Source organism: Clostridium sp. CMCC3677 (assembly GCF_023845585.1).
Lineage (GTDB): Bacteria > Bacillota > Clostridia > Clostridiales > Clostridiaceae > Clostridium > Clostridium aquiflavi.
Genome location: NZ_JAMQHS010000006.1, coordinates 133,757 through 153,226 on the forward strand (window position 1 = coordinate 133,757; position 19,470 = coordinate 153,226).

At 27.6% G+C, this 19,470-nt stretch carries 22 protein-coding genes; 2 read left to right on the top strand and 20 right to left on the bottom strand.

What is annotated here, in order from left to right; all coding sequences use genetic code 11:
* Positions 1 to 93: 93 nt before the first annotated feature.
* The 9 genes from NG901_RS08985 to NG901_RS09025 form a co-directional block, all read right to left on the bottom strand.
* Positions 94 to 357, bottom strand: a complete 264-nt coding sequence (locus NG901_RS08985; RefSeq protein ID WP_205449878.1) for a hypothetical protein — start codon at positions 355 to 357, stop codon at positions 94 to 96.
* Positions 358 to 388: 31 nt separating this feature from the next.
* A complete protein-coding gene (locus NG901_RS08990; RefSeq protein WP_252213760.1) occupies positions 389 to 919 on the bottom strand; it encodes a hypothetical protein in 531 nt (176 codons plus the stop codon).
* 183 nt (positions 920 to 1,102) lie between these two features.
* Entirely contained in the window at positions 1,103 to 1,699 is a 597-nt protein-coding gene (yihA, locus tag NG901_RS08995) for a ribosome biogenesis GTP-binding protein YihA/YsxC (RefSeq protein ID WP_252213762.1), read from the bottom strand.
* Positions 1,689 to 4,022 (bottom strand): endopeptidase La, encoded by a 2,334-nt coding sequence (gene lon / locus NG901_RS09000; RefSeq protein WP_252213764.1) that lies wholly within the window; start codon positions 4,020 to 4,022, stop codon positions 1,689 to 1,691. Before lon ends, yihA begins: the two co-directional genes overlap by 11 nt.
* A 306-nt stretch (positions 4,023 to 4,328) precedes the next feature.
* The gene (gene clpX / locus NG901_RS09005) at positions 4,329 to 5,618 is read right to left on the bottom strand and encodes an ATP-dependent Clp protease ATP-binding subunit ClpX (protein WP_252213766.1); all 1,290 of its coding nucleotides are present in this window, start codon (positions 5,616 to 5,618) and stop codon (positions 4,329 to 4,331) included.
* Positions 5,619 to 5,656: 38 nt separating this feature from the next.
* Complete coding sequence (gene clpP / locus NG901_RS09010) at positions 5,657 to 6,256, bottom strand: ATP-dependent Clp endopeptidase proteolytic subunit ClpP (protein WP_252213768.1); 600 nt, start codon at positions 6,254 to 6,256, stop codon at positions 5,657 to 5,659.
* A 153-nt stretch (positions 6,257 to 6,409) separates the two neighbouring features.
* Positions 6,410 to 7,693: a trigger factor gene (gene tig, locus NG901_RS09015; RefSeq protein ID WP_252213770.1), complete on the bottom strand. Its 1,284-nt coding sequence runs from the start codon at positions 7,691 to 7,693 to the stop codon at positions 6,410 to 6,412.
* Positions 7,694 to 7,785: 92 nt separating this feature from the next.
* The gene (locus NG901_RS09020) at positions 7,786 to 8,583 is read right to left on the bottom strand and encodes a hypothetical protein (RefSeq protein ID WP_252213772.1); all 798 of its coding nucleotides are present in this window, start codon (positions 8,581 to 8,583) and stop codon (positions 7,786 to 7,788) included.
* A gap of 98 nt (positions 8,584 to 8,681) precedes the next feature.
* The gene (locus NG901_RS09025; RefSeq protein WP_252213774.1) at positions 8,682 to 8,888 is read right to left on the bottom strand and encodes a hypothetical protein; all 207 of its coding nucleotides are present in this window, start codon (positions 8,886 to 8,888) and stop codon (positions 8,682 to 8,684) included.
* Between the two features lie 321 nt (positions 8,889 to 9,209).
* Between NG901_RS09025 and NG901_RS09030 the strand changes: the two genes are divergently transcribed.
* Positions 9,210 to 9,980, top strand: coding sequence for a histidinol phosphate phosphatase (locus tag NG901_RS09030; RefSeq protein WP_286673965.1), 771 nt, complete (start codon positions 9,210 to 9,212; stop codon positions 9,978 to 9,980).
* Between the two features lie 167 nt (positions 9,981 to 10,147).
* Here the strand turns inward: NG901_RS09030 and hisE are convergent, their stop codons facing one another.
* From hisE to hisZ, 10 genes are all read right to left on the bottom strand, one after another.
* On the bottom strand, positions 10,148 to 10,474 hold the full coding sequence (gene hisE / locus NG901_RS09035) for a phosphoribosyl-ATP diphosphatase (protein WP_252213778.1): 327 nt from the start codon (positions 10,472 to 10,474) through the stop codon (positions 10,148 to 10,150).
* 21 nt (positions 10,475 to 10,495) lie between these two features.
* Entirely contained in the window at positions 10,496 to 10,825 is a 330-nt protein-coding gene (gene hisI / locus NG901_RS09040) for a phosphoribosyl-AMP cyclohydrolase (RefSeq protein WP_252213780.1), read from the bottom strand.
* Positions 10,826 to 10,876: 51 nt separating this feature from the next.
* Positions 10,877 to 11,638 (bottom strand): imidazole glycerol phosphate synthase subunit HisF, encoded by a 762-nt coding sequence (gene hisF, locus NG901_RS09045; protein ID WP_252213782.1) that lies wholly within the window; start codon positions 11,636 to 11,638, stop codon positions 10,877 to 10,879.
* 37 nt (positions 11,639 to 11,675) lie between these two features.
* A complete protein-coding gene (gene hisA, locus NG901_RS09050) occupies positions 11,676 to 12,389 on the bottom strand; it encodes a 1-(5-phosphoribosyl)-5-[(5-phosphoribosylamino)methylideneamino]imidazole-4-carboxamide isomerase (protein ID WP_252213784.1) in 714 nt (237 codons plus the stop codon).
* On the bottom strand, positions 12,386 to 13,006 hold the full coding sequence (gene hisH / locus NG901_RS09055; protein ID WP_252213787.1) for an imidazole glycerol phosphate synthase subunit HisH: 621 nt from the start codon (positions 13,004 to 13,006) through the stop codon (positions 12,386 to 12,388). Before hisH ends, hisA begins: the two co-directional genes overlap by 4 nt.
* A 21-nt stretch (positions 13,007 to 13,027) precedes the next feature.
* A complete protein-coding gene (gene hisB, locus NG901_RS09060; protein WP_252213789.1) occupies positions 13,028 to 13,615 on the bottom strand; it encodes an imidazoleglycerol-phosphate dehydratase HisB in 588 nt (195 codons plus the stop codon).
* Positions 13,605 to 14,657: a histidinol-phosphate transaminase gene (hisC, locus tag NG901_RS09065; protein ID WP_252213791.1), complete on the bottom strand. Its 1,053-nt coding sequence runs from the start codon at positions 14,655 to 14,657 to the stop codon at positions 13,605 to 13,607. Before hisC ends, hisB begins: the two co-directional genes overlap by 11 nt.
* Positions 14,658 to 15,944: a histidinol dehydrogenase gene (gene hisD / locus NG901_RS09070; RefSeq protein ID WP_252213793.1), complete on the bottom strand. Its 1,287-nt coding sequence runs from the start codon at positions 15,942 to 15,944 to the stop codon at positions 14,658 to 14,660.
* 61 nt (positions 15,945 to 16,005) lie between these two features.
* On the bottom strand, positions 16,006 to 16,629 hold the full coding sequence (hisG, locus tag NG901_RS09075) for an ATP phosphoribosyltransferase (RefSeq protein WP_252213795.1): 624 nt from the start codon (positions 16,627 to 16,629) through the stop codon (positions 16,006 to 16,008).
* 2 nt (positions 16,630 to 16,631) lie between these two features.
* A complete protein-coding gene (hisZ, locus tag NG901_RS09080; RefSeq protein ID WP_252213797.1) occupies positions 16,632 to 17,780 on the bottom strand; it encodes an ATP phosphoribosyltransferase regulatory subunit in 1,149 nt (382 codons plus the stop codon).
* 282 nt (positions 17,781 to 18,062) lie between these two features.
* Here hisZ and NG901_RS09085 point away from each other — a divergent pair, with 282 nt between their 5' ends.
* Positions 18,063 to 18,449, top strand: coding sequence for a hypothetical protein (locus NG901_RS09085; protein ID WP_252213799.1), 387 nt, complete (start codon positions 18,063 to 18,065; stop codon positions 18,447 to 18,449).
* 420 nt (positions 18,450 to 18,869) lie between these two features.
* Here NG901_RS09085 and NG901_RS09090 read toward each other — a convergent pair whose 3' ends face one another.
* Positions 18,870 to 19,376 (bottom strand): GNAT family N-acetyltransferase, encoded by a 507-nt coding sequence (locus NG901_RS09090; RefSeq protein ID WP_252213801.1) that lies wholly within the window; start codon positions 19,374 to 19,376, stop codon positions 18,870 to 18,872.
* Between the last annotated feature and the right edge of the window lie 94 nt (positions 19,377 to 19,470).

Consider the following 19,470-nt stretch of genomic DNA (forward strand, 5'->3'; position numbering starts at 1 on the left):
TCTCCTAATTTAATATATGTATAATACAGTAAATATGTTTATACTTTTACGCATTTTTTTGGAGGGCTTAAAATTAAGCCCTCCATCCACTATCTAGCAGCAGCAAACATTTCCTGAATTGTTATATCCTGAATTGAAGAAACATCCACCAAATAATATAAATAGTAAGATAATTAAATATGATGAATTACAATTTAGTAATCCTGATCCACATGCTATTAATAAGAATATAATTGGTGCAACACCACATCCTCCACCTAAGAAGCCAGATCCAGTATTATTGTTTGTGCAGCAAGGTGTACAACAGCAATCATTCATTTTCTTTTCACAGCAACATTTATTCTTCTTTTTAGACATATATATCTCTCCTTCCTAAAAATTCAGAATTCTAGCAACAACAATTGCCAGTAAAATTACCTAAACCTGATGTAAATGGGCTTATTCCAGCACCACCGCATCCTGCATTATTTCCACCCCATCCATTACAAAGGAATAGAATTACTAATAAGAATAGATATGCACTACAGTTTCCTAATAATCCGCTGCCAGTTGCATACCCTTTGTTGTTACAACAGCAATTGTTATTGCTGCAGCAGCACTCTTTCATTGGACGTCCACAACAACAACAACAACAACAACAATCATCATCGCATCTACAGCAATTATTATTATTCATATAACTATTATTTCCACCGCCTAAGAAGCCATTACCACCACAGCCACAATAGAATAATATTAATAAAATCCAAATCCAGCTACCTAATCCACAGCCGGTACCAAATCCACCATTTCCACAACCTGGGTTGAATCCTGGATTTCCTCCGATGTTATTTCCACAACAACAATTATTGCTAGTATCTGAATCACAACAATTATCATCACATGAATTTAAGCCATTTAGGATATCATTCATCTCCATATATATTCCTCCTTGGAAATTTTTTATTCTTGATACTATATACTATTCGCTCATATTTAATTTGACACTATTTTTAAAATAAAATAAAACTCCATCAAAAAATTAATTTTGATGGAGTTTTAACTCTTTTATTTATTAAATTTAAACGCTAGTTTTCAATATAAATACGTTATTAGAGTATATTTAATCAATATCTGTAGCAAACTCTAAAAAAAGCTTGTCAATTAACTCTTCTGTTCCTTTTTTATTTAAAGATGAATAAAAATATAATTTATCATCTTTTGTTAAATTTAATGTATCTCTTATTAGTTTTTCACTTTTTTTGAACTCTGAATTTTTAAGTTTATCACTTTTAGTTGCAACTACAACTACATCATATCCAAAATGCTTAGCCCACTCATACATCATTATATCATCACCAGTTGGTTTATGTCTTGAATCTACAAGACATACTATTCTTTTTAATTCTTCTCTATGAGATAAATACGTCTCTATAGTCTTTCCCCAAGTGTCTTTTTCACTTTTTGATACTTTGGCATATCCATATCCAGGTAAATCAACTAAATAAAAGTCATTATTTATTAAAAAGAAATTTATAAGTCTTGTCTTTCCTGGTGTTCCACTTACTTTAGCTAATTTTTTTCTATTAGTTAAAGAATTTATTAAAGAACTTTTTCCAACATTAGATCTTCCAACAAAAGCAACTTCATTTCTACTATCAATTGGGTATTGATGTGGTTTTACGGCTGAAATAATAAATTCTGATTGTTTAATTCTCATTAGTATCCTCTCCAATTAGCGCATTTTTTAATACCTCATTCACTTGACTTACAGGAATGATATTTAATTTATTTTTTATTGAATTCGGTATCTTTTCTATATCTTTCTCATTTTCTTTTGGAATTATTATAGTATCTATACCAGCTCTAAATGCTGCTAATGATTTTTCCTTTAATCCTCCTATAGGAAGTACTCTACCAGTTAAAGTTACTTCCCCTGTCATAGCAATATTATGCTTAACTTTCTTACCTGATAAAGCTGACACTAACGCTGTAACCATTGTTACTCCAGCAGACGGTCCATCTTTAGGAACTGCACCTTCTGGTGCATGTATATGAATATCTTTATTTTTATAGAAGTTTTCTTCTATTTGAAATTTATCTGCGTTCGCTCTAACATAACTATAAGCAGCTTTTGCAGATTCTTTCATTACATCACCTAATTTCCCTGTAAGTTCTAGCTTTCCGCTTCCCTTCATAGCCATTACTTCTACCGGTAATGTATCTCCACCATATGCTGTCCATGCCATACCTGTAACTACACCGATTTTATCTTCTTTATCTATCTTATCAAATTCATACTTTCTTTTACCTAAAAGCTTTTGTACCTTGCTTTTATCAATTGTAATCTTTGATAGATCTTCACTTAACATTTCTGCTAAAGCTTTTCTTATAATAGAATTTAAATTTCTTGTAAGTCCACGAACTCCTGATTCTCTAGTATATCCTTCTATTATTTCATTAATTGCCTCATCTTTAAGTTCTACCTTATCAGAATTAATTCCCATTTCCTCAAGCACTTTTAGTATTAAGTGATTTTTAGCTATATTGAATTTTTCCTCATAAGTGTATCCAGATACCTCTATTATTTCCATTCTGTCTAATAAAGCTCTTGGTATAGTTTCTAAAGAATTAGCTGTAGCTATAAACATTACTTTTGATAAATCCATATCAAGTTCTAAATAATTATCTCTAAAAGTCTTATTTTGTTCACTATCTAATACTTCTAAAAGCGCGTCAGATGGTTCTCCCTTATAACTTGAACTAATTTTATCAATTTCATCAAATAATATTAAAGGATTCATAGTTTTAGCTTCTTTTAATGCATAAGCTATTCTTCCTGGTATAGCTCCAACATAGGTTTTTCTATGTCCTCTAATTTCAGCTTCATCTTTCATTCCGCCAAGAGATATTCTTGAATATTTTCTATTAGTAGAATGTGCTATTGACTTAGCTATTGAAGTTTTTCCTACTCCAGGAGGGCCAACTAAACATAAAATAGGTCCTTTAGAATTTTTACTTATTTGTTTTACTGCTAGATATTCTATAATTCTATCTTTAACATCTTCTAATCCATAATGTTCATTGTTTAATACTTCTCTGGCTTTTATTATGTCTATGTTTTCCTTAGTTTGCTTATTCCAAGGTATGTTAAATACCCAATCTAAATATGACTTTATCAAATTTCCTTCTGAAGAAGATGAAGAAGTACTTTTAAGTCTACTTAATTCATACTGAGCCTTTTCTTTAACTTGCTTTGGAAGTTTTGTTTTATTAAGTAAAGTTTCGTACTTATCTATTTCTTTCTTTTCTTCATCATCCATTCCTAATTCTTCTTGAATTGCTTTTAATTGCTCTCTAAGGTAAAATTGCTTTTGTTCTTCATCAATATGTTTCTTAACTTTTTTTGAAAGCTTATTTTGAATTTTTAATATATCTGTTTCAATTTTAACTCTAGTTAATACCAGCTCTATTCTTTTCTTAATATCTATTGTTTCTAATACTTCTTGCTTTACATCATCTTCAGTAACAGAGTAAGATGCTATTATGTCAACAAACCCACTAGGATCCTCTAAAGGTTCTGTTGATCTTATAATATCTGCATAGTTATCATCCGATAGCTTCAGCAAATCAATAAACTCTTCGTCTAAAAGTTTTATATAAGCTTCTAATTCTTCATTAACCTCTATTTCCTGTTCTATAATTTCTATAGAACCTTCAATATATTCATTATCATTCGCCACATATTCAACTATTTTTCCTCTTTTTACACCTTCAACAAGTACTCTAATTGTATTGTCAGACATTTTAAGAATTTGTTTTATTTTACAAAGTGTTCCTATATCATATATATCTGCTCTCTCTGGATCCTCTATTTCAGGATCTTTTTGAGTAACGAGAAAAATTTCTTCATTATTTAACATAGCTTCTTCAACTGCTGCTACTGATCTTTTTCTTCCAACATCAAAATGTGCTACTATATTTGGAAAAATAGTTAACCCTCTTAAAGGTATCAGCGGAAGTGTATATAAATTTTGTGTCATTCAAACGCCCCTCCATCTTAATTACTTCATTTAGTATACACATATTAAGTGTATATTTCAATAAATATACATAATTTAGGATTAGTCTAAATTATAAACTTGTTACAACTAATCTTAAATATTATTATTATAAATTATTATCAAAAGTTTTTCTAGCTTTTGCTGTTAATATTTCGTTTTTATAATTAAATTCTGCAATATACTTGTATGATAAATTCATTTTTTTATTACGTCAATACTAATTGATTTTCAAATATCTATATAAGAACAAAAATACTGATATCTAAATAGATATCAGTATTAAGATTAAGCTGATTCAATATCTTTTTTAACTCTATTTGATGCTAAAGTTCCCCTTGTTTTACCTTCCGGTAATCTTTCTACTTGAGGATTTTCTTTGTTTTTAATGCATTCTTCAGTTATAGTAACTTTCGTTATTTGTTCATCCGAAGGTATTTCATACATTATTTCTGTCATCATTTCTTCTATGATGGCTCTTAACCCTCTTGCACCAGTCTTTCTATCTATAGCTTCTTCTGCAATAGATGTTAGTGCTTCATTGTTAAACTCAAGTTCAACATCATCTAATTCAAATAGCTTCTTGTATTGTTTTACAAGAGCATTTTTCGGTTTAGTTAAGATGTTTATTAAAGCATCTTTATCTAATGATTCTAAAGTGACTAATATTGGAAGTCTTCCAACAAATTCAGGGATTAATCCAAACTTAAGTAAATCTCCTGGCATTATTTCTTTTAGAAGTTTACCAATGTCCTTTTCATGTTTACCTTGAATTTCAGCACCAAATCCCATAGAACTTTTTCTTGTTCTATTTTCTATTATTTTATCAACGCCATCAAAAGCACCACCACAAATAAATAATATGTTAGATGTATTTATTTGAATAAATTCTTGATGTGGATGCTTTCTTCCACCTTGAGGTGGTACTGAAGCAACTGTTCCTTCTAATATCTTTAGTAATGCTTGTTGAACACCTTCGCCAGATACATCTCTAGTTATTGAAGGATTTTCAGATTTTCTTGCAATTTTATCTATTTCATCTATATAGATAATTCCTCTTTCTGCTCTTTCAACATCATAATCAGCATTTTGTATTAATTTAAGAAGAATATTTTCAACATCTTCTCCAACATATCCAGCTTCTGTTAATGTTGTAGCATCAGCTATTGCAAATGGAACATTTAAAACTTTAGCAAGTGTTTGAGCAAGTAACGTTTTACCAGAACCTGTTGGTCCTAACAATAGAATGTTACTCTTTGACAATTCTACATCTGAATCTTGCTTATTAGTATTAATTCTTTTGTAATGATTGTAAACAGCTACTGATAATGACTTTTTAGCTCTTTCTTGACCAATTACATAAGAATCTAAATATTGTTTTATTTCATTAGGTTTAGGTACACTTTTGGTATCAAATTCCACAGTTTCTTCAAATTCATCTGCTATAATTTCTGAACATAAATCTATACATTCATCACAAATATATACTCCTGGACCTGCTATTAATCTTTTTACTTGGTCTTGAGTTTTACCACAAAATGAACACTTCAACTGTTTCTTTTCATCATATTTAGCCATATATTCACCTCACTTAGTACAATAAATAAATTACACTCTTATTTATCTTTTCCAGTTTCGTTCTTAGTTATTACTTTATCTACTAAACCATATGTCTTAGCTTCATCTGCTGTCATAAAGTTATCTCTTTCAACATCTGCTTCAATTACTTCTAAAGGTTGATCTGTATTTTCACTTAAAATCTTATTTAAAGATTCTTTGATTTTTAATATTCTATTAGCATGTATTTGAATATCTGTTGCTTGACCTTGAAATCCACCAAGTGGTTGATGAATCATTATTTCTGCATTTGGTAAAGCATATCTTTTGCCTTTAGCACCACTTGATAATAAAAATGCTCCCATAGAAGCAGCCATACCTACACATATAGTAGAAACATCTGGCTTTATATATTGCATAGTATCGTATATAGCCATACCAGCAGTTATTGAACCTCCAGGACTATTTATATATATAGATATATCCTTATCTGGATCTTCACTTTCTAAAAATAATAATTGTGAAACTATTAAATTAGAAGAATCATCATTTACTTCACCACTTAACATAATTATTCTTTCTTTTAACAATCTAGAAAATATATCGTAAGAACGTTCTCCTCTACTTGTTTGTTCTACAACCATTGGAACTAAACTCATATAATTCCCTCCTTTTTCATATAACAACATTTGAAATTGATTCTTATATAAATTATATAAAAAAATACCCAAAATGTTAATCTTAAATTTGAAATAATTGCCAGAAATACTTCTGGCAATTATTTTTCAAACTATAAAATTGTATAATATCTATTATTTACAAGATTCTTTTATTAATTTAAGAGTATTTTCTATAATTATATCTTTTTCAATCATACCTTTTTGAGCTTTTAATAAAATGTTAGCCATCTTTTTAGGATCCTTAGGTCCATACATTCTACCTAGCTCTAATGCTTTTTCATTTAATTGTTCATCAGTTGCTTTTACATCTTCAGATTTAGCTATTGCTTCAAGAATTATGTCAGCTTTAACTTTTCTTTCAGCATTTTCTTTCATGAATTCTCTCATTTTTTCAATTGTATTTCCAGTGAATTCCATATATTGATCTAAGCTTAATCCTTGATATTGTAATCTTGATTCAAGATCCTTCATCATAGAATCTATTTCTTTTGTTAACATTACTTCTGGAAGATCTATTTTTGAAGTTTCAATTATTGAAGTTATAACAGCTTCTTCAAATTCTCTTTCAGCTCTTGCATCATTAGATTCTTCTAATCTTTTCTTTATATTTTCTTTTAATTCTGCTAATGTATCAAATTCAGATACTTCCTTAGCAAATTCATCATCTAATTCTGGTAATTCTTTAACTTTGATTCCTTTTACTGTTACTTCAAACATTGCTGGCTTAGCATTTAATTCTTCTTTACCATAGTTTTCAGGGAAAGTAACATTAACTTCCTTCTTATCTCCTATAGATAAACCTATTAATTGTTGTTCAAAGTTATCAATGAATGTACCTGATCCTATTTCTAATGGGTAATCAGTACCTTCTCCACCTTCAAATGCTTCACCATCTACGAATCCTTTGAAGTCGATTATAGCTATGTTTCCATCAGCTACTGTTCCTTCTTCTTTAGTTTCAATTCTTGCATTTTTAGATTGCATTTCTTTTACTTGTTTTTCAACTTCTTCTTCAGATACTTCATATGAAGGTTTTTTAATATCTAAACCTTTATATTCTCCTACTTCTACTTCAGGATATGTAGTAACTGTTGCTGTATAAACAAGTTCTTTACCTTCTCCAATTTCAACAATATCAACCTTTGGATAATCAACTGGTCTGATATCTTCAGCCTTTAATGCTTCATTATAACTTTCATCTATAGCTATATTAACAGCATCATCATAAAAAATTTCAATGCCATACATTTTCTTTAGTATTGCCATTGGAACTTTTCCTTTTCTGAATCCTGGCACATTGTATCTACCTTTGTTTTTATTATATGCTTTAGTTAATGCGGCATCAAATTTTTCTGCTTCAACTTTTATTTCTAATTTAACCACATTTGTTTCTATCTTTTCAACTTTAGCTTCCATCTTATTAATTCCTCCTAAAATAGTATACATCTAATTTAACTAGGTTATTATACCATAAATCCCTGTTTCTTATCAAATTATTTATATAAATATTACTGTTTAGCAATATTGCAATTTACATCTATGTAATAAATATTACCATCTACAGTAATTTTTATTCCTTTTTCTTCACGTTCAAGAATTTCTATTTTTGCTCCAGCTAAATCCCACTTTATTACATCACTATTATTACTTATATTTGTTATCCATAAATATTGTTTTGTTGCTGCTGTTCCAAAATAAGGTCTATTACTAACAAAAACTATATTATCATCATTAACAAACTTGGGATTATAATTCCATAAATATTGTGGATTACTCATAATAGTTGATTCTCTTGTGAATACGTCACCCTTTGATGATTTATATTCTTCTTTTGATATAATCTGAGAAGTCCCATCTACATTATATAAAGTAATTGTTTGATCATTTTCCAATATCAATATTTTTTTTCCAGATTGACTGATATCATATACCAATGCCTTATCACTAGACTCTATATTTGTAAATTTTATATCTTCATTTTCTTTAATATATATAGCTTTAACTTTTTGCCCATTTTTTAAAGTTATTTCAAAAGATTCTTCTTCAGATTTAGGAAGTTCTGGTTCTTTTTCTACTTGGTCAATCCCTTGCTCCGATAAAATCTCATCATTCTTTTGAATTGAATCACTATCTATCCATGCCTGTATCTTTTGTTTTACATTTGAATAATCTGTAGTGTTACCTAACACTTTAATCATTGATATAATAACCACTAAACTAATTATTATAAATATTATTAAAAAATTTCTTTTTCTTCTTTTCATGCGTTTTTCATATTCTCTACTAAAAATACTTGGTTTAGCCAAAACTTTCCCTCCAAAATACATATATTATAACCAACCAAATTAATTATATATTATTATTTCTTTTAAATCTATATCTTAATTTATATTTAATATTTTCTTTATAATTTATGCTTACTGCACTTTTTACTTTTACACCCAGTACATTTATTACAATCAACAGATTGGTTATTCTTAGTACAACATCCACCACATTTTAAAAGACCTAATTCTTTAAGTTCTTCCATTGATAAATTGCATACATTTTCTGAATACTCCTCATAATCTGGAGTACCCTTTAATAATTCTTCTTTTTTTATTTCTATCATAATTTTTAATTCTCCTACTATATTTTTTGTTTATTCACATCTCCTTATGATTTGTTATTAAAATGAATTTTATGAAAAATATTGTTTTAGTAACCCTAAATAATGTATAATTACTTTATACTCAATTACATAATATTACTTTATTTATCATATTGTAATATAAAACCTTCTTCAAAATCCCATGTTGTTCATTTAGTTATTTTTTAGATGGACATAATATTTAGTCTGCATTTTAATTATGCAGACTTTTTTAGAATAAACTTATTATAATATATATATCATATATTTCTACATTAATATATAAAAATTGGAGTGATTAAATTGATATTTGATAGCCATATTCATACAATATTTTCATCTGACAGTGATATGAAAATATCTGATGCTATATCAAAAGCAAATGAATTAAATATAGGACTTACACTAACTGAACATTTAGATCAAGATTATCCTGATAAAGATCTGTTCAAATTAGATATTCCTAATTACTTTGATAATTATTCAGAATATAAAAATAATAATTTACTTTTAGGCATAGAATTAGGCTTAACTCTTCCTTCATTTAATACAATAAACGAAAAAGCAAAAAATTTTAATTATGATTTTGTACTAGGATCAGTACATGCTGTTTATGATGAAGATATTTACGTTGACTATTGTAAAAGAGATGATCTTACTAAAAAAGAATTCTTTCATAACTATCTTGAATTCATGCTAAACGTAATAAATAAATATGATTGTTTTGATTCATTAGCACATTTTGACTATCCTTGCAGATATACTAAGTTTGAAAACAATGAAATTGCTTTATGCGATCATGGTGAAATACTTGATAAAATATTTAAAACATTAATTTCTAAAGGAAAAGTACTAGAGATAAATACTCGAAGACTTGATACTAATGAAACATTTCATAATATGATAGATATTTACAATAGATATAAAGAACTTGGTGGTAAATATATAACCCTTGGTTCAGATGCTCATAATGTTAATGACATAGCCACTAATTTCAAAAATGCACTTTCGCTAACAGAAATACTAGGTCTAAAACCCATTTATTTCAAAAATAGAAAACCTGAATTTTTTTAAAATAATTAGACTAAAAAACTCCAATATAGTTTGTTTAATGTAAACTTAAATAAAATATCTGTTTTTATAGATGTTAATATGTGAATAAGTGAAGTGGCAATTAACTTTACTCATTCACATATTAACATCTTATTAAAACAAATCCTAAATAAAGATTATATTAACTTTTAGTATTCTTTTATTGCTTTTCTTTCACCTTTAAAATTATTAATCCTTTCACTTCTTTTTTTTAATTCATTTTTTATATTTTCTAAAGGTATATTAAGCTCAGCCATTAATACAAGTATATGATAAGTTAAATCACATATTTCATTTACTTGTTCCTCTTTATTGCTTTCCTTACTGCTTATTATAACCTCTGTGCACTCTTCTCCAACCTTTTTTAAAATTTTATTTATTCCTTGCGTAAAGAGATAATTAGTATACGATCTATTTTCTCCACTAATTTTTCTTTCTAAAATTGTACTATATAAATTTTTTATCTCATTTTCCATAAAAACCACTCCAATTCTATATTAAAAATCTCTATAAAAACAACTTTTGTTTCCAGTATGACATGCTGCTCCCTTTTGATTTACAGTAATTAAAATAGTGTCATTATCACAATCTATTTTTATTTCCTTTATATATTGAAAATTCCCTGATGTAGCCCCTTTATTCCAAAGTTTCTTTCTACTTCTACTATAAAACCAAGTAGTATCCCCTTCTAAAGTTTTCTTCAAACTTTCTTTTGACATATATCCTAACATTAATACTTCTTTACTTTTATAATCTTGAATTACAGCCGGAATCAGACCATTCCCTTTATCAAAATCAACAATATTTATGCGCTCCTCAATATTCATATAAACCTCTCTAATATATTAAAAATTAGCTTTGTTTTAAATTTAAATTCTTTATACTCTAATGGGTATTTTTTTATTAATCAAATATTTCTTCACATCTTTAACTGTTAATTCACCATAATGAAACAGCGATGCTGCTAATGCTGCATCAGAAATATTATTTTTAAACACCTCATAAAAATCTTCTAAACATCCACATCCGCCTGAAGCTATAACAGGTACACTGGTTATATTGCTTACTGCTTTTGTTAATTCTAAATCAAAACCATTTTTAGTACCATCAGCATCCATTGATGTTAATAAAATTTCTCCTGCACCAAGTTTTGTTACTTCTTCAACCCATGATAATAAATCAATACCTGTATCTATTCTTCCTCCATTAACAACCACATTCCAGCCTGAATTATCCATTCTTTTTTTACCATCGATAGCTAGTACAATGCATTGATTTCCAAAATAAAATGCACTTTCTTTTATTAAATTTTTATTCTTAACAGCTGCTGAATTTAAACTGACTTTGTCTGCTCCAGCTCTTAATATAGCTTTTATATCTTCTAATGAGCTTAATCCGCCTCCAACAGTAAATGGAATAAAAATTTGCTCAGCTACCTCTTCTACTACTTTAAGCATTATTCCACGTTTTTCATGAGTAGCTGTTATGTCTAGGAATACTAATTCATCTGCTCCCTGATCATTATAATGTTTTGCAAGCTCTACTGGATTTCCTACATCAATTAATCCTTTAAAATTTATACCTTTTACTACTCTTCCATCCCTTACATCTAAACAAGGAATTATCCGCTTAGTATGCATGTACTCACCCCCTTTTTAATAAATAATTAAATTATAATTATCTTGTTATATCTATTGCTTCCTTTAATGATAAGCTACCCGAATATATGGCTTTTCCTGTTATTGCCCCATAAACATCAATTTTTTTTAATTCTTTAATATTTTCAATATCTTTTATTCCACCAGATGCTGTTATATCTATATTTACAAGTTTTTTCAATTCAATAAGCATATCAACATTAGGACCCTCTAATGTTCCATCTTTACTTATGTCTGTAACTATTATATTTTTTACACCTAGGGTCTCCATATTTTTTGCAAAATCTAAATAATTAAGTTTGCTTTCTACAAGCCATCCTCTTCCATAAACATATCCATTTTTGCAATCTATACCAACTGAAATTTTTTCTCTATAACACTCAATAGCTTTTTTTAAAAGTTCTTCATCTTCTATAGCTATGGTTCCAAGAATAACTCTAGAAACACCATTTTCTATTAGTTTTTCTATAGTTTTAAAGTTTCTAATTCCTCCACCAACTTCTATAGGAATAGTCAATGTTTTGGCTAGTTTTAATATTATCTTCTCATTAACGCAATATCCAGATTTAGCACCATCTAAATCAACTAAATGAAGATAATCCGCACCTAAACATTCAAATTCTTTTGCTATATTAAAGATATCATTTGCAACTACTTCTTTTTTATTATAGTCACCTTGATAAAGTCTCACTGCTTGACCATCTATTATATCTATTGCAGGTAATATTATCACTTAATCAACTCCCCAAAGTTTTTTAATAACCTAAGTCCTACATCTCCACTCTTTTCCGGATGAAACTGTGCACCTATAATATTTTTATGTCTAACAATTCCAGGAATTTCATTAATTCCATATTCAGAATAAGCAATTAAATCCTCTTCATCATATCCTTGTGCACAATATGAATGAACATAATATACAAAATCACCTTCTTCAACACATTTACAAAGTTCATCTTTTTTATTATAAATAAGATTATTCCAACCTATATGAGGTATCTTTACATTATTATTTTTATCTTCTTTCAATTTAACAATATTACCTTTTAAAAGTCCTAATCCCTCTTCTTCATATCTCTCAAATCCTTTTTCAAAAAGAAGTTGCATTCCAAGGCATATTCCAAGGAGCGGTTTTCCATTTTCAGCTTCTTTTTTTATTATAGTATCTAAAGACTTTTCTTTTATATTGCACATTGCATCTTTAAATGCTCCAACTCCTGGTAATATAATTCCTTTAGAATTTTCAATTTCATTCTTATTACTTGATATTTTATTTTCTATTTCAAGGTTATTTAATGCATTACTTATACTTTTCAAATTTCCCATTCCATAATCGATTATAACTATCATGTAATTTTTAGCCCCCTTAAATTACAATATTCCCTTTGTAGATGGTACTTTATTTAATTCATTTCTTTCTTTTGCCTCTCTTAAAGCTCTTCCAAGTCCTTTAAATAAAGCCTCTATTTTATGATGATCATTTTTTCCATATAAAATTTTACAATGTAATGTTATTTCTGAATTTAATGCAAAAGCTCTAAAAAATTCCTCAACCATTTCAGTAGATAATCCCCCTACTTTTTCTCTAGTAAATTCACAATCAAATACTAAAAAACCTCTACCACTTATATCTAAAGATACTAACGACAACACCTCATCCATAGGCAGAAAAAAAGTTCCATATCTATTTATTCCTTTCTTGTCTCCTATGGCTTCTTTAAATGCTTTACCCAAAATTATTCCAATATCTTCAACACTATGATGATCACACACATTTAAATCCCCATCACAAGATAAATAAACATCCATATTACTATGAAATGAAAATAATTCTAACATATGATCTAAAAAACCAATTCCAGTATGAATTTTATTTAATCCATTTCCATCTAAATTAATATCTATTTTCACCTTAGTTTCACTAGTATTTCTTTCTATTTTAGCTATTCTATTTTGCATATTGTTCTACAACTTGATATATAAAAATTTCTCTTAATACATTTACTAGTTTTCTATTTTCTAACTGTGAACCTACTGTTATTCTAAATGTATCATCAGAAAAATTTCTAATTAATATCCCTTTCTCATTTAATCCATTTAATAAGGCATACTTATGTGATGTTCTTCCAAATATAAAGTTACCTTTGGATGGATAAAACTTTATCTCCATTGAAGCATCCTTCTCTATAGATTTAAGTTGAAGTAATAATTTTTCTCTATGAGCAATAATTACTTTAGAATTTTCTATAACTCTATCTGGATATTTCAATGCAGTTAATACCATAGCTTGAGAGTACGAATTAACTGTATATGGTATCTTTTTTTTACTTAATTTTTCTAATATGTTTTTATTAGATATTAAAAATCCTACCCTTAAAGCAGCTAAACCCCATGCTTTTGAAAGTGTTCTTGTAACAATTAAATTTTTATATTCATTTATATATGAAATCATACTTTCTCCATTAAATTCATAATAAGCTTCATCTACCAGTATTGGAATATTGGGAAATCTTTTTAATAATTTGATAATATCATTATTACTTAATGATAGACCTGTTGGATTATTGGGATTTGAAAATATAATCAAATCTACATTTTCCCTTTCCCCCAATTTAATAAATTCATCTAAATTAAATACTATATTTTCACCTAGTTTATACTTAACTATTTTTCCTCCAAATAAGTCAGTATAGAAATCATACATTGTAAAATCAGGATCTAATGTGAGTACTTTCTTACCATAACCTATATAACGGCTTATAACTAATTGAATCACTTCATCAGATCCATTTCCAACTATAATATTTTCACTTTGTGTTCCAGCATACTCAGCATATAGATTTCTTATTTCAAGCATATTATTTTCAGGATATCTGTGAAGCTCTATAGTAGATAAATTACTTTTCATTTCTATCATTATATTATTATCCATGTCTATATAACTTTCATTGCTATTTAATCTTATTTGGTATTCTTGATCTATATCTATATATTGATTCATTTATACAAGCCTCACTTTCACTGAATTTGCATGAGCAGTTAATCCTTCTTTATTAGCTAATGTTATTATTTTTTCTCCATTTTCTAAAATAGCTTTTTGAGAATAATATAAGAAAGATGATTTTTTAATAAAACTATCTACAGATAATGGTGAAAAGAATCTAGCTGTTCCACTAGTTGGTAGTACATGATTGGTTCCTCCAAAATAATCTCCTATTGGCTCTGGTGAATATCTTCCTAAAAATACGGAACCAGCATTTCTTACCTTCCCTAAATACTCCATTGGATTATCAACCATGAGCTCTAAATGCTCTGGAGCCACAAGATTTGATATATCTATGCATTCATCTATATCTTTACATATTAGAGCTTTACCAAACTTCTTAAGAGAATCTCTTATTATATCTTTTCTTGTAAGATTTTTAATTTGTAATTCTAATTGTTTTTCTACTTCATCATATAGTCTTTTTGAAGTTGTAACTAATATAGATGAAGCTAATTTATCATGTTCTGCTTGAGACATTAAGTCAGCAGCTATAAAACTTGGATTTGAGTTTTCATCTGCTATAATCAAAATTTCACTAGGCCCTGCAATCATATCTATATCCACAGTTCCAAATACTAATTTTTTAGCAAGTGCAACAAATATATTTCCTGGACCAACTATCTTATCTACTTTTTTTATACTTTCTGTACCATAAGCTAGCGCACCAATAGCTTGTGCCCCACCAACTTTATATATTTTATCTACCTTTGCTATACTTGCTGCAACTCCTATATATGGATTTATCTCCCCATCCTTATCAGGTGGAGTTACCATTATAATCTCATCAACTCCAGCTACTTTTGCAGGTATAACATTCATCAATACCGAAGAAGGATACGCTGCTGTTCCACCAGGAACATATACGCCAACTCTCTCTAATGGAATAACTCTTTGCCCTAAATAAACCCCTTTATCTTTAGCCATAATAAATCCATTTGTTTTTTGCTTTTTATGATAATCTTCAATATTTACTTTGGCCTCTTGTAGTGCTTGAATAAATTCTTTTTCAACACAATCAAAACATTTTTCTATTTCTTCACTTTTAACCTCTAATTTTTTTAGTTTAACTTTATCAAATTCATTAGTAAATTTAAATAACGCCTTGTCTCCAAATCTCTTAACTTCTGATAGTATAGTGCTTACATTAAACATAACATCATTTTGTATTGAACCTTCTCTTTGATTTAATTCTTTAATTAATTCACCCTTATTTGCTTCATTAACTTCCATTAAATTTAACAATTGAATCGCCCCCAATTTACTATTGTTAATTATTATATTGTCTTTTAGCATATATAACTTATCAGATTACATCTCTTACTCTATGAAGAAATTCCCTTATTTCATTTTGTTTCATTTTAAAACTAGCTTTGTTTACTATAAGCCTTGCACTTATATCAAATATATTATCCAAAACAATAAGTCCATTTTCTTTTAAAGTAGTTCCAGTCTCCATAATATCTACAATCCCATCACATAGCCCTAGTATTGGTGCAAGCTCTACTGACCCCTCTATTTTTATCACTTCTACATCCATTTGTTTCTTTTTAAAATACTCTTTTGCAACATTTGGATATTTACTTCCTATTTTTATATGTCCAGTCTTTTTAAAAACATCATTTTCAGGCAATGACGCTACTATAAATTTGCATTTTCCAATCCCTAAATCTAATACTTCATAACAATTATCTCCACTTTCCAAGATAGTGTCTTTTCCAACAACTCCAACATCAGCAACACCATGTTCTACATATGTTATTGAATCTGCTCCCTTAACTAAGAAATACTTAATATCTCCATTCCTATCATTAAAAACTAATTTTCTTCCTTTATTTTTTAATTCACCTGGATCAAAATTGGCTTTTTCTAATATTTTTATACTTTCTTCTTCTAATCTCCCCTTCGTAAGTGCAATACTTATTGCCATATTTATCTTCCCCCATATTTAACTATTTTAAATTCACTTAGCTCTTCATCATGAAATAATTCCACTACTTTTCCCTGTTTTCGCAGTTCCTCACTTTTCTTTATAGCTTGTACTACATCTTTGTTACCATAAAAAAATTTATAAATGTCTCTATTTTTCTCCATTATCTCATTATTATCTATATTTTTTATCACTACTAAATCAACATCAATTGAAAACCCTATTGCTGGCAGATCAGTGCCATAAGATTTTATTAATTTATTATATCTACCACCCGCTAATATACTATCTCCAATGTCTTCCCCATACCCCCTAAAAATTATTCCTGTATAATAATTAAGTTTAGGTACCATCCCTAAATCAAAGGTTATATTTTCTTTATATCCTAGTTCTTCTAATTGAATATATAACTCTTCTAAATAACTTATACTTTTTAAAAGTGCATTATTAAAGGCTAATTTTTTTCCTTCTTCAAGCACTTTTCTATCACCAAACATCCAAGGTAATTTATTGAAAAATTTTCTATACTCTTCTTTTATATCTAGTCTTTTTAGAAAGTCTTCTAAATTTTTTAAATTTTTTCCTTCTATCAATTTAGCTATCTTTTCTTTATTCTCCTTATTGATATTTAAATCGTTAAATGCAGAATTAAAAAATTCTATATTACCTATTTCTAATTTAAAATTCTTTAGCCCTAATTTTTTTAATGACTCTAATGCTAACACCAATATTTCTAAATCCTTATCAATACCATTAATCCCCACTAACTCAATACCACAATCAGTATATTCATTTCTTCTACCACCTAAACTCTCATGAACTCTAAAAACATTTGATATATATCTAATTCTTATAGGTAAAGCTTCACCTTTTAATTTAGTAGAAACTAATCTTGCTATTGGTATTGTCATATCTGGTCTTAAAACAAGTATTCTTCCCTTATTATCAAAAAACTTATACATCTCTTCTTCTTTTAAGCTTTCTGGATAATAATTAAATGTTTCATAAAATTCTAATGTTGGTGTTATTACTTCTCTGTATCCCCAATTACTAAATAAATCATCTATGTTTTTTTCTAGGTGCCTTTTTATTTCACATTCATTTAAGACAAGATCTCTTGTCCCTTCTGGAAGCATATTTCTTTTATTCATTACTCCACCCCACTTATTGCTTTTACTTTAACGCGTTAAATCGATATTGTAATTAATAATACTGTATATTTTTGTTAATGTCAATATTAACCATAGATCTTATTAACATTTATTTTATCATATTGACTATAATTTGTTAATTCGATATTTTTATTGTTTTATAATTAATATATTAATAATATATTTTCAATAACCGTAAGTAGGATGGAATATTTATTGAATAAAAAATATTTTAATTAATATAATAATTAATCTATCAATATTAATATAGGAGATGTTTGTATGAATATTTTTATTTTAATTTGTAATATTTGTATACCACTAATAATGATTTGGATAGGAATACTATATAGATATAATTCATCTAAAAAGATAAATAAAACTTTGGATTTAATTGCACCTATAGCAATGTTATTTTCAGGTATTTCTCATGACAAGAAATGTTCTAATAATAAAAATATATTAATATCAGTTAATAAAAAGTGTAGTTTAATATGGAGTATTTCTGGATTTTCTACATTATTTATTTGTTTGATATTATTAATATTAAATAAATCTGATATTAATAATATAAGTATTATATTATTAGAGATTGAATGTTTTATTTTTGTAATTATATATTTGACTGTAGAACATTTATTAAAAACTAAATTTTATAAAAAAAATTAATCAGCGAGCTTAATAATAGACCATTTAATTGGTTCTGGTGCAAAGATTATTGAAAGACAGAACTATTAAATTTACTGTTAAATTATTTTCATGAGATGGATATGATGCATGTGAATTTTTATTGCGTGAGTATTTACTGATAGAAATGCGTAATCAAAAATTATTTAAACCAGATTATTTTACAAAAATTATTCAAAAAAAGAATTAATATTTAAATTATTGGTGCTATTAAATAATTATTTATTTTTTCAATTTAAGCGGTCTCCGAATTGACAAATTTTAATCTTGGATCTATGTCAATATAGTAGACATAGATCCATATATTTTAGTATAAGTACCCAGTTACATTAAAAATTTTCTTATAATAATTAAAGTAAAGATTCCCATCTACGAGCTTCATACTATAATATAAATTTATTTTTAAAGCCCACATTCATCAATTTTTTGTATTGCTTCTTTATCTAATCTATGAATTATCCACTCATTCATTTGCTTAGCACCTATGCTTTCATAAAAGTTAAGAGATGATTCATTCCAATCTAAACAAACCCACTCCATTCTCTCACATTTTTCTTCCTTAGCTATATGTACTAGAGTTTCAAATGCTTCTTTTCCAATGCCGTTTCCTCTATATTCAGGATCTATGTAAATATCCTCTAAATATAATCCTGCTCTTCCTATAAATGTTGAAAAATTAAAGAAGTATATTATATACCCTATAACTTTATTATTAAATTCTATAATCAAAGCATGTGCCCTGTTATTTTCAAAAATTGATTCTCTAAGTGTTTCTTCAGTAGCAACAACTTCATCTAGCATCTTTTCATATACTGCTATTTTTTTAATAAATTCTAATATAGCCGGTATATCTTCTTCTGTGGTTTTCTTAAATTTAAGCCCTTTTATTTTTGTTTCTATATATCCCATATTTTACCCCCCTAATAAATTCATATTTATTTTATTATACCAAAAATAAACATCTAAAGGATACGCCTCCAGATGTTTTTAAGTTAATCATATT

Excerpts from the sequence above, each read along its gene's own strand:
- NG901_RS08985 (WP_205449878.1), bottom strand. The coding sequence starts at position 357 with ATGTCTAAAAAGAAGAATAAATGTTGCTGTGAAAAGAAAATGAATGAT.
- NG901_RS08990 (WP_252213760.1), bottom strand. The coding sequence starts at position 919 with ATGGAGATGAATGATATCCTAAATGGCTTAAATTCATGTGATGATAAT.
- yihA (WP_252213762.1), bottom strand. The coding sequence starts at position 1,699 with ATGAGAATTAAACAATCAGAATTTATTATTTCAGCCGTAAAACCACAT.
- lon (WP_252213764.1), bottom strand. The coding sequence starts at position 4,022 with ATGACACAAAATTTATATACACTTCCGCTGATACCTTTAAGAGGGTTA.
- clpX (WP_252213766.1), bottom strand. The coding sequence starts at position 5,618 with ATGGCTAAATATGATGAAAAGAAACAGTTGAAGTGTTCATTTTGTGGT.
- clpP (WP_252213768.1), bottom strand. The coding sequence starts at position 6,256 with ATGAGTTTAGTTCCAATGGTTGTAGAACAAACAAGTAGAGGAGAACGT.
- tig (WP_252213770.1), bottom strand. The coding sequence starts at position 7,693 with ATGGAAGCTAAAGTTGAAAAGATAGAAACAAATGTGGTTAAATTAGAA.
- NG901_RS09025 (WP_252213774.1), bottom strand. The coding sequence starts at position 8,888 with ATGATAGAAATAAAAAAAGAAGAATTATTAAAGGGTACTCCAGATTAT.
- hisE (WP_252213778.1), bottom strand. The coding sequence starts at position 10,474 with ATGGAAAATGAGATAAAAAATTTATATAGTACAATTTTAGAAAGAAAA.
- hisI (WP_252213780.1), bottom strand. The coding sequence starts at position 10,825 with ATGAATATTGAGGAGCGCATAAATATTGTTGATTTTGATAAAGGGAAT.
- hisF (WP_252213782.1), bottom strand. The coding sequence starts at position 11,638 with ATGCATACTAAGCGGATAATTCCTTGTTTAGATGTAAGGGATGGAAGA.
- hisH (WP_252213787.1), bottom strand. The coding sequence starts at position 13,006 with ATGATAGTTATAATCGATTATGGAATGGGAAATTTGAAAAGTATAAGT.
- hisB (WP_252213789.1), bottom strand. The coding sequence starts at position 13,615 with ATGCAAAATAGAATAGCTAAAATAGAAAGAAATACTAGTGAAACTAAG.
- hisC (WP_252213791.1), bottom strand. The coding sequence starts at position 14,657 with ATGAATCAATATATAGATATAGATCAAGAATACCAAATAAGATTAAAT.
- hisG (WP_252213795.1), bottom strand. The coding sequence starts at position 16,629 with ATGGCAATAAGTATTGCACTTACGAAGGGGAGATTAGAAGAAGAAAGT.
- hisZ (WP_252213797.1), bottom strand. The coding sequence starts at position 17,780 with ATGAATAAAAGAAATATGCTTCCAGAAGGGACAAGAGATCTTGTCTTA.
- NG901_RS09085 (WP_252213799.1), top strand. The coding sequence starts at position 18,063 with ATGAATATTTTTATTTTAATTTGTAATATTTGTATACCACTAATAATG.
- NG901_RS09090 (WP_252213801.1), bottom strand. The coding sequence starts at position 19,376 with ATGGGATATATAGAAACAAAAATAAAAGGGCTTAAATTTAAGAAAACC.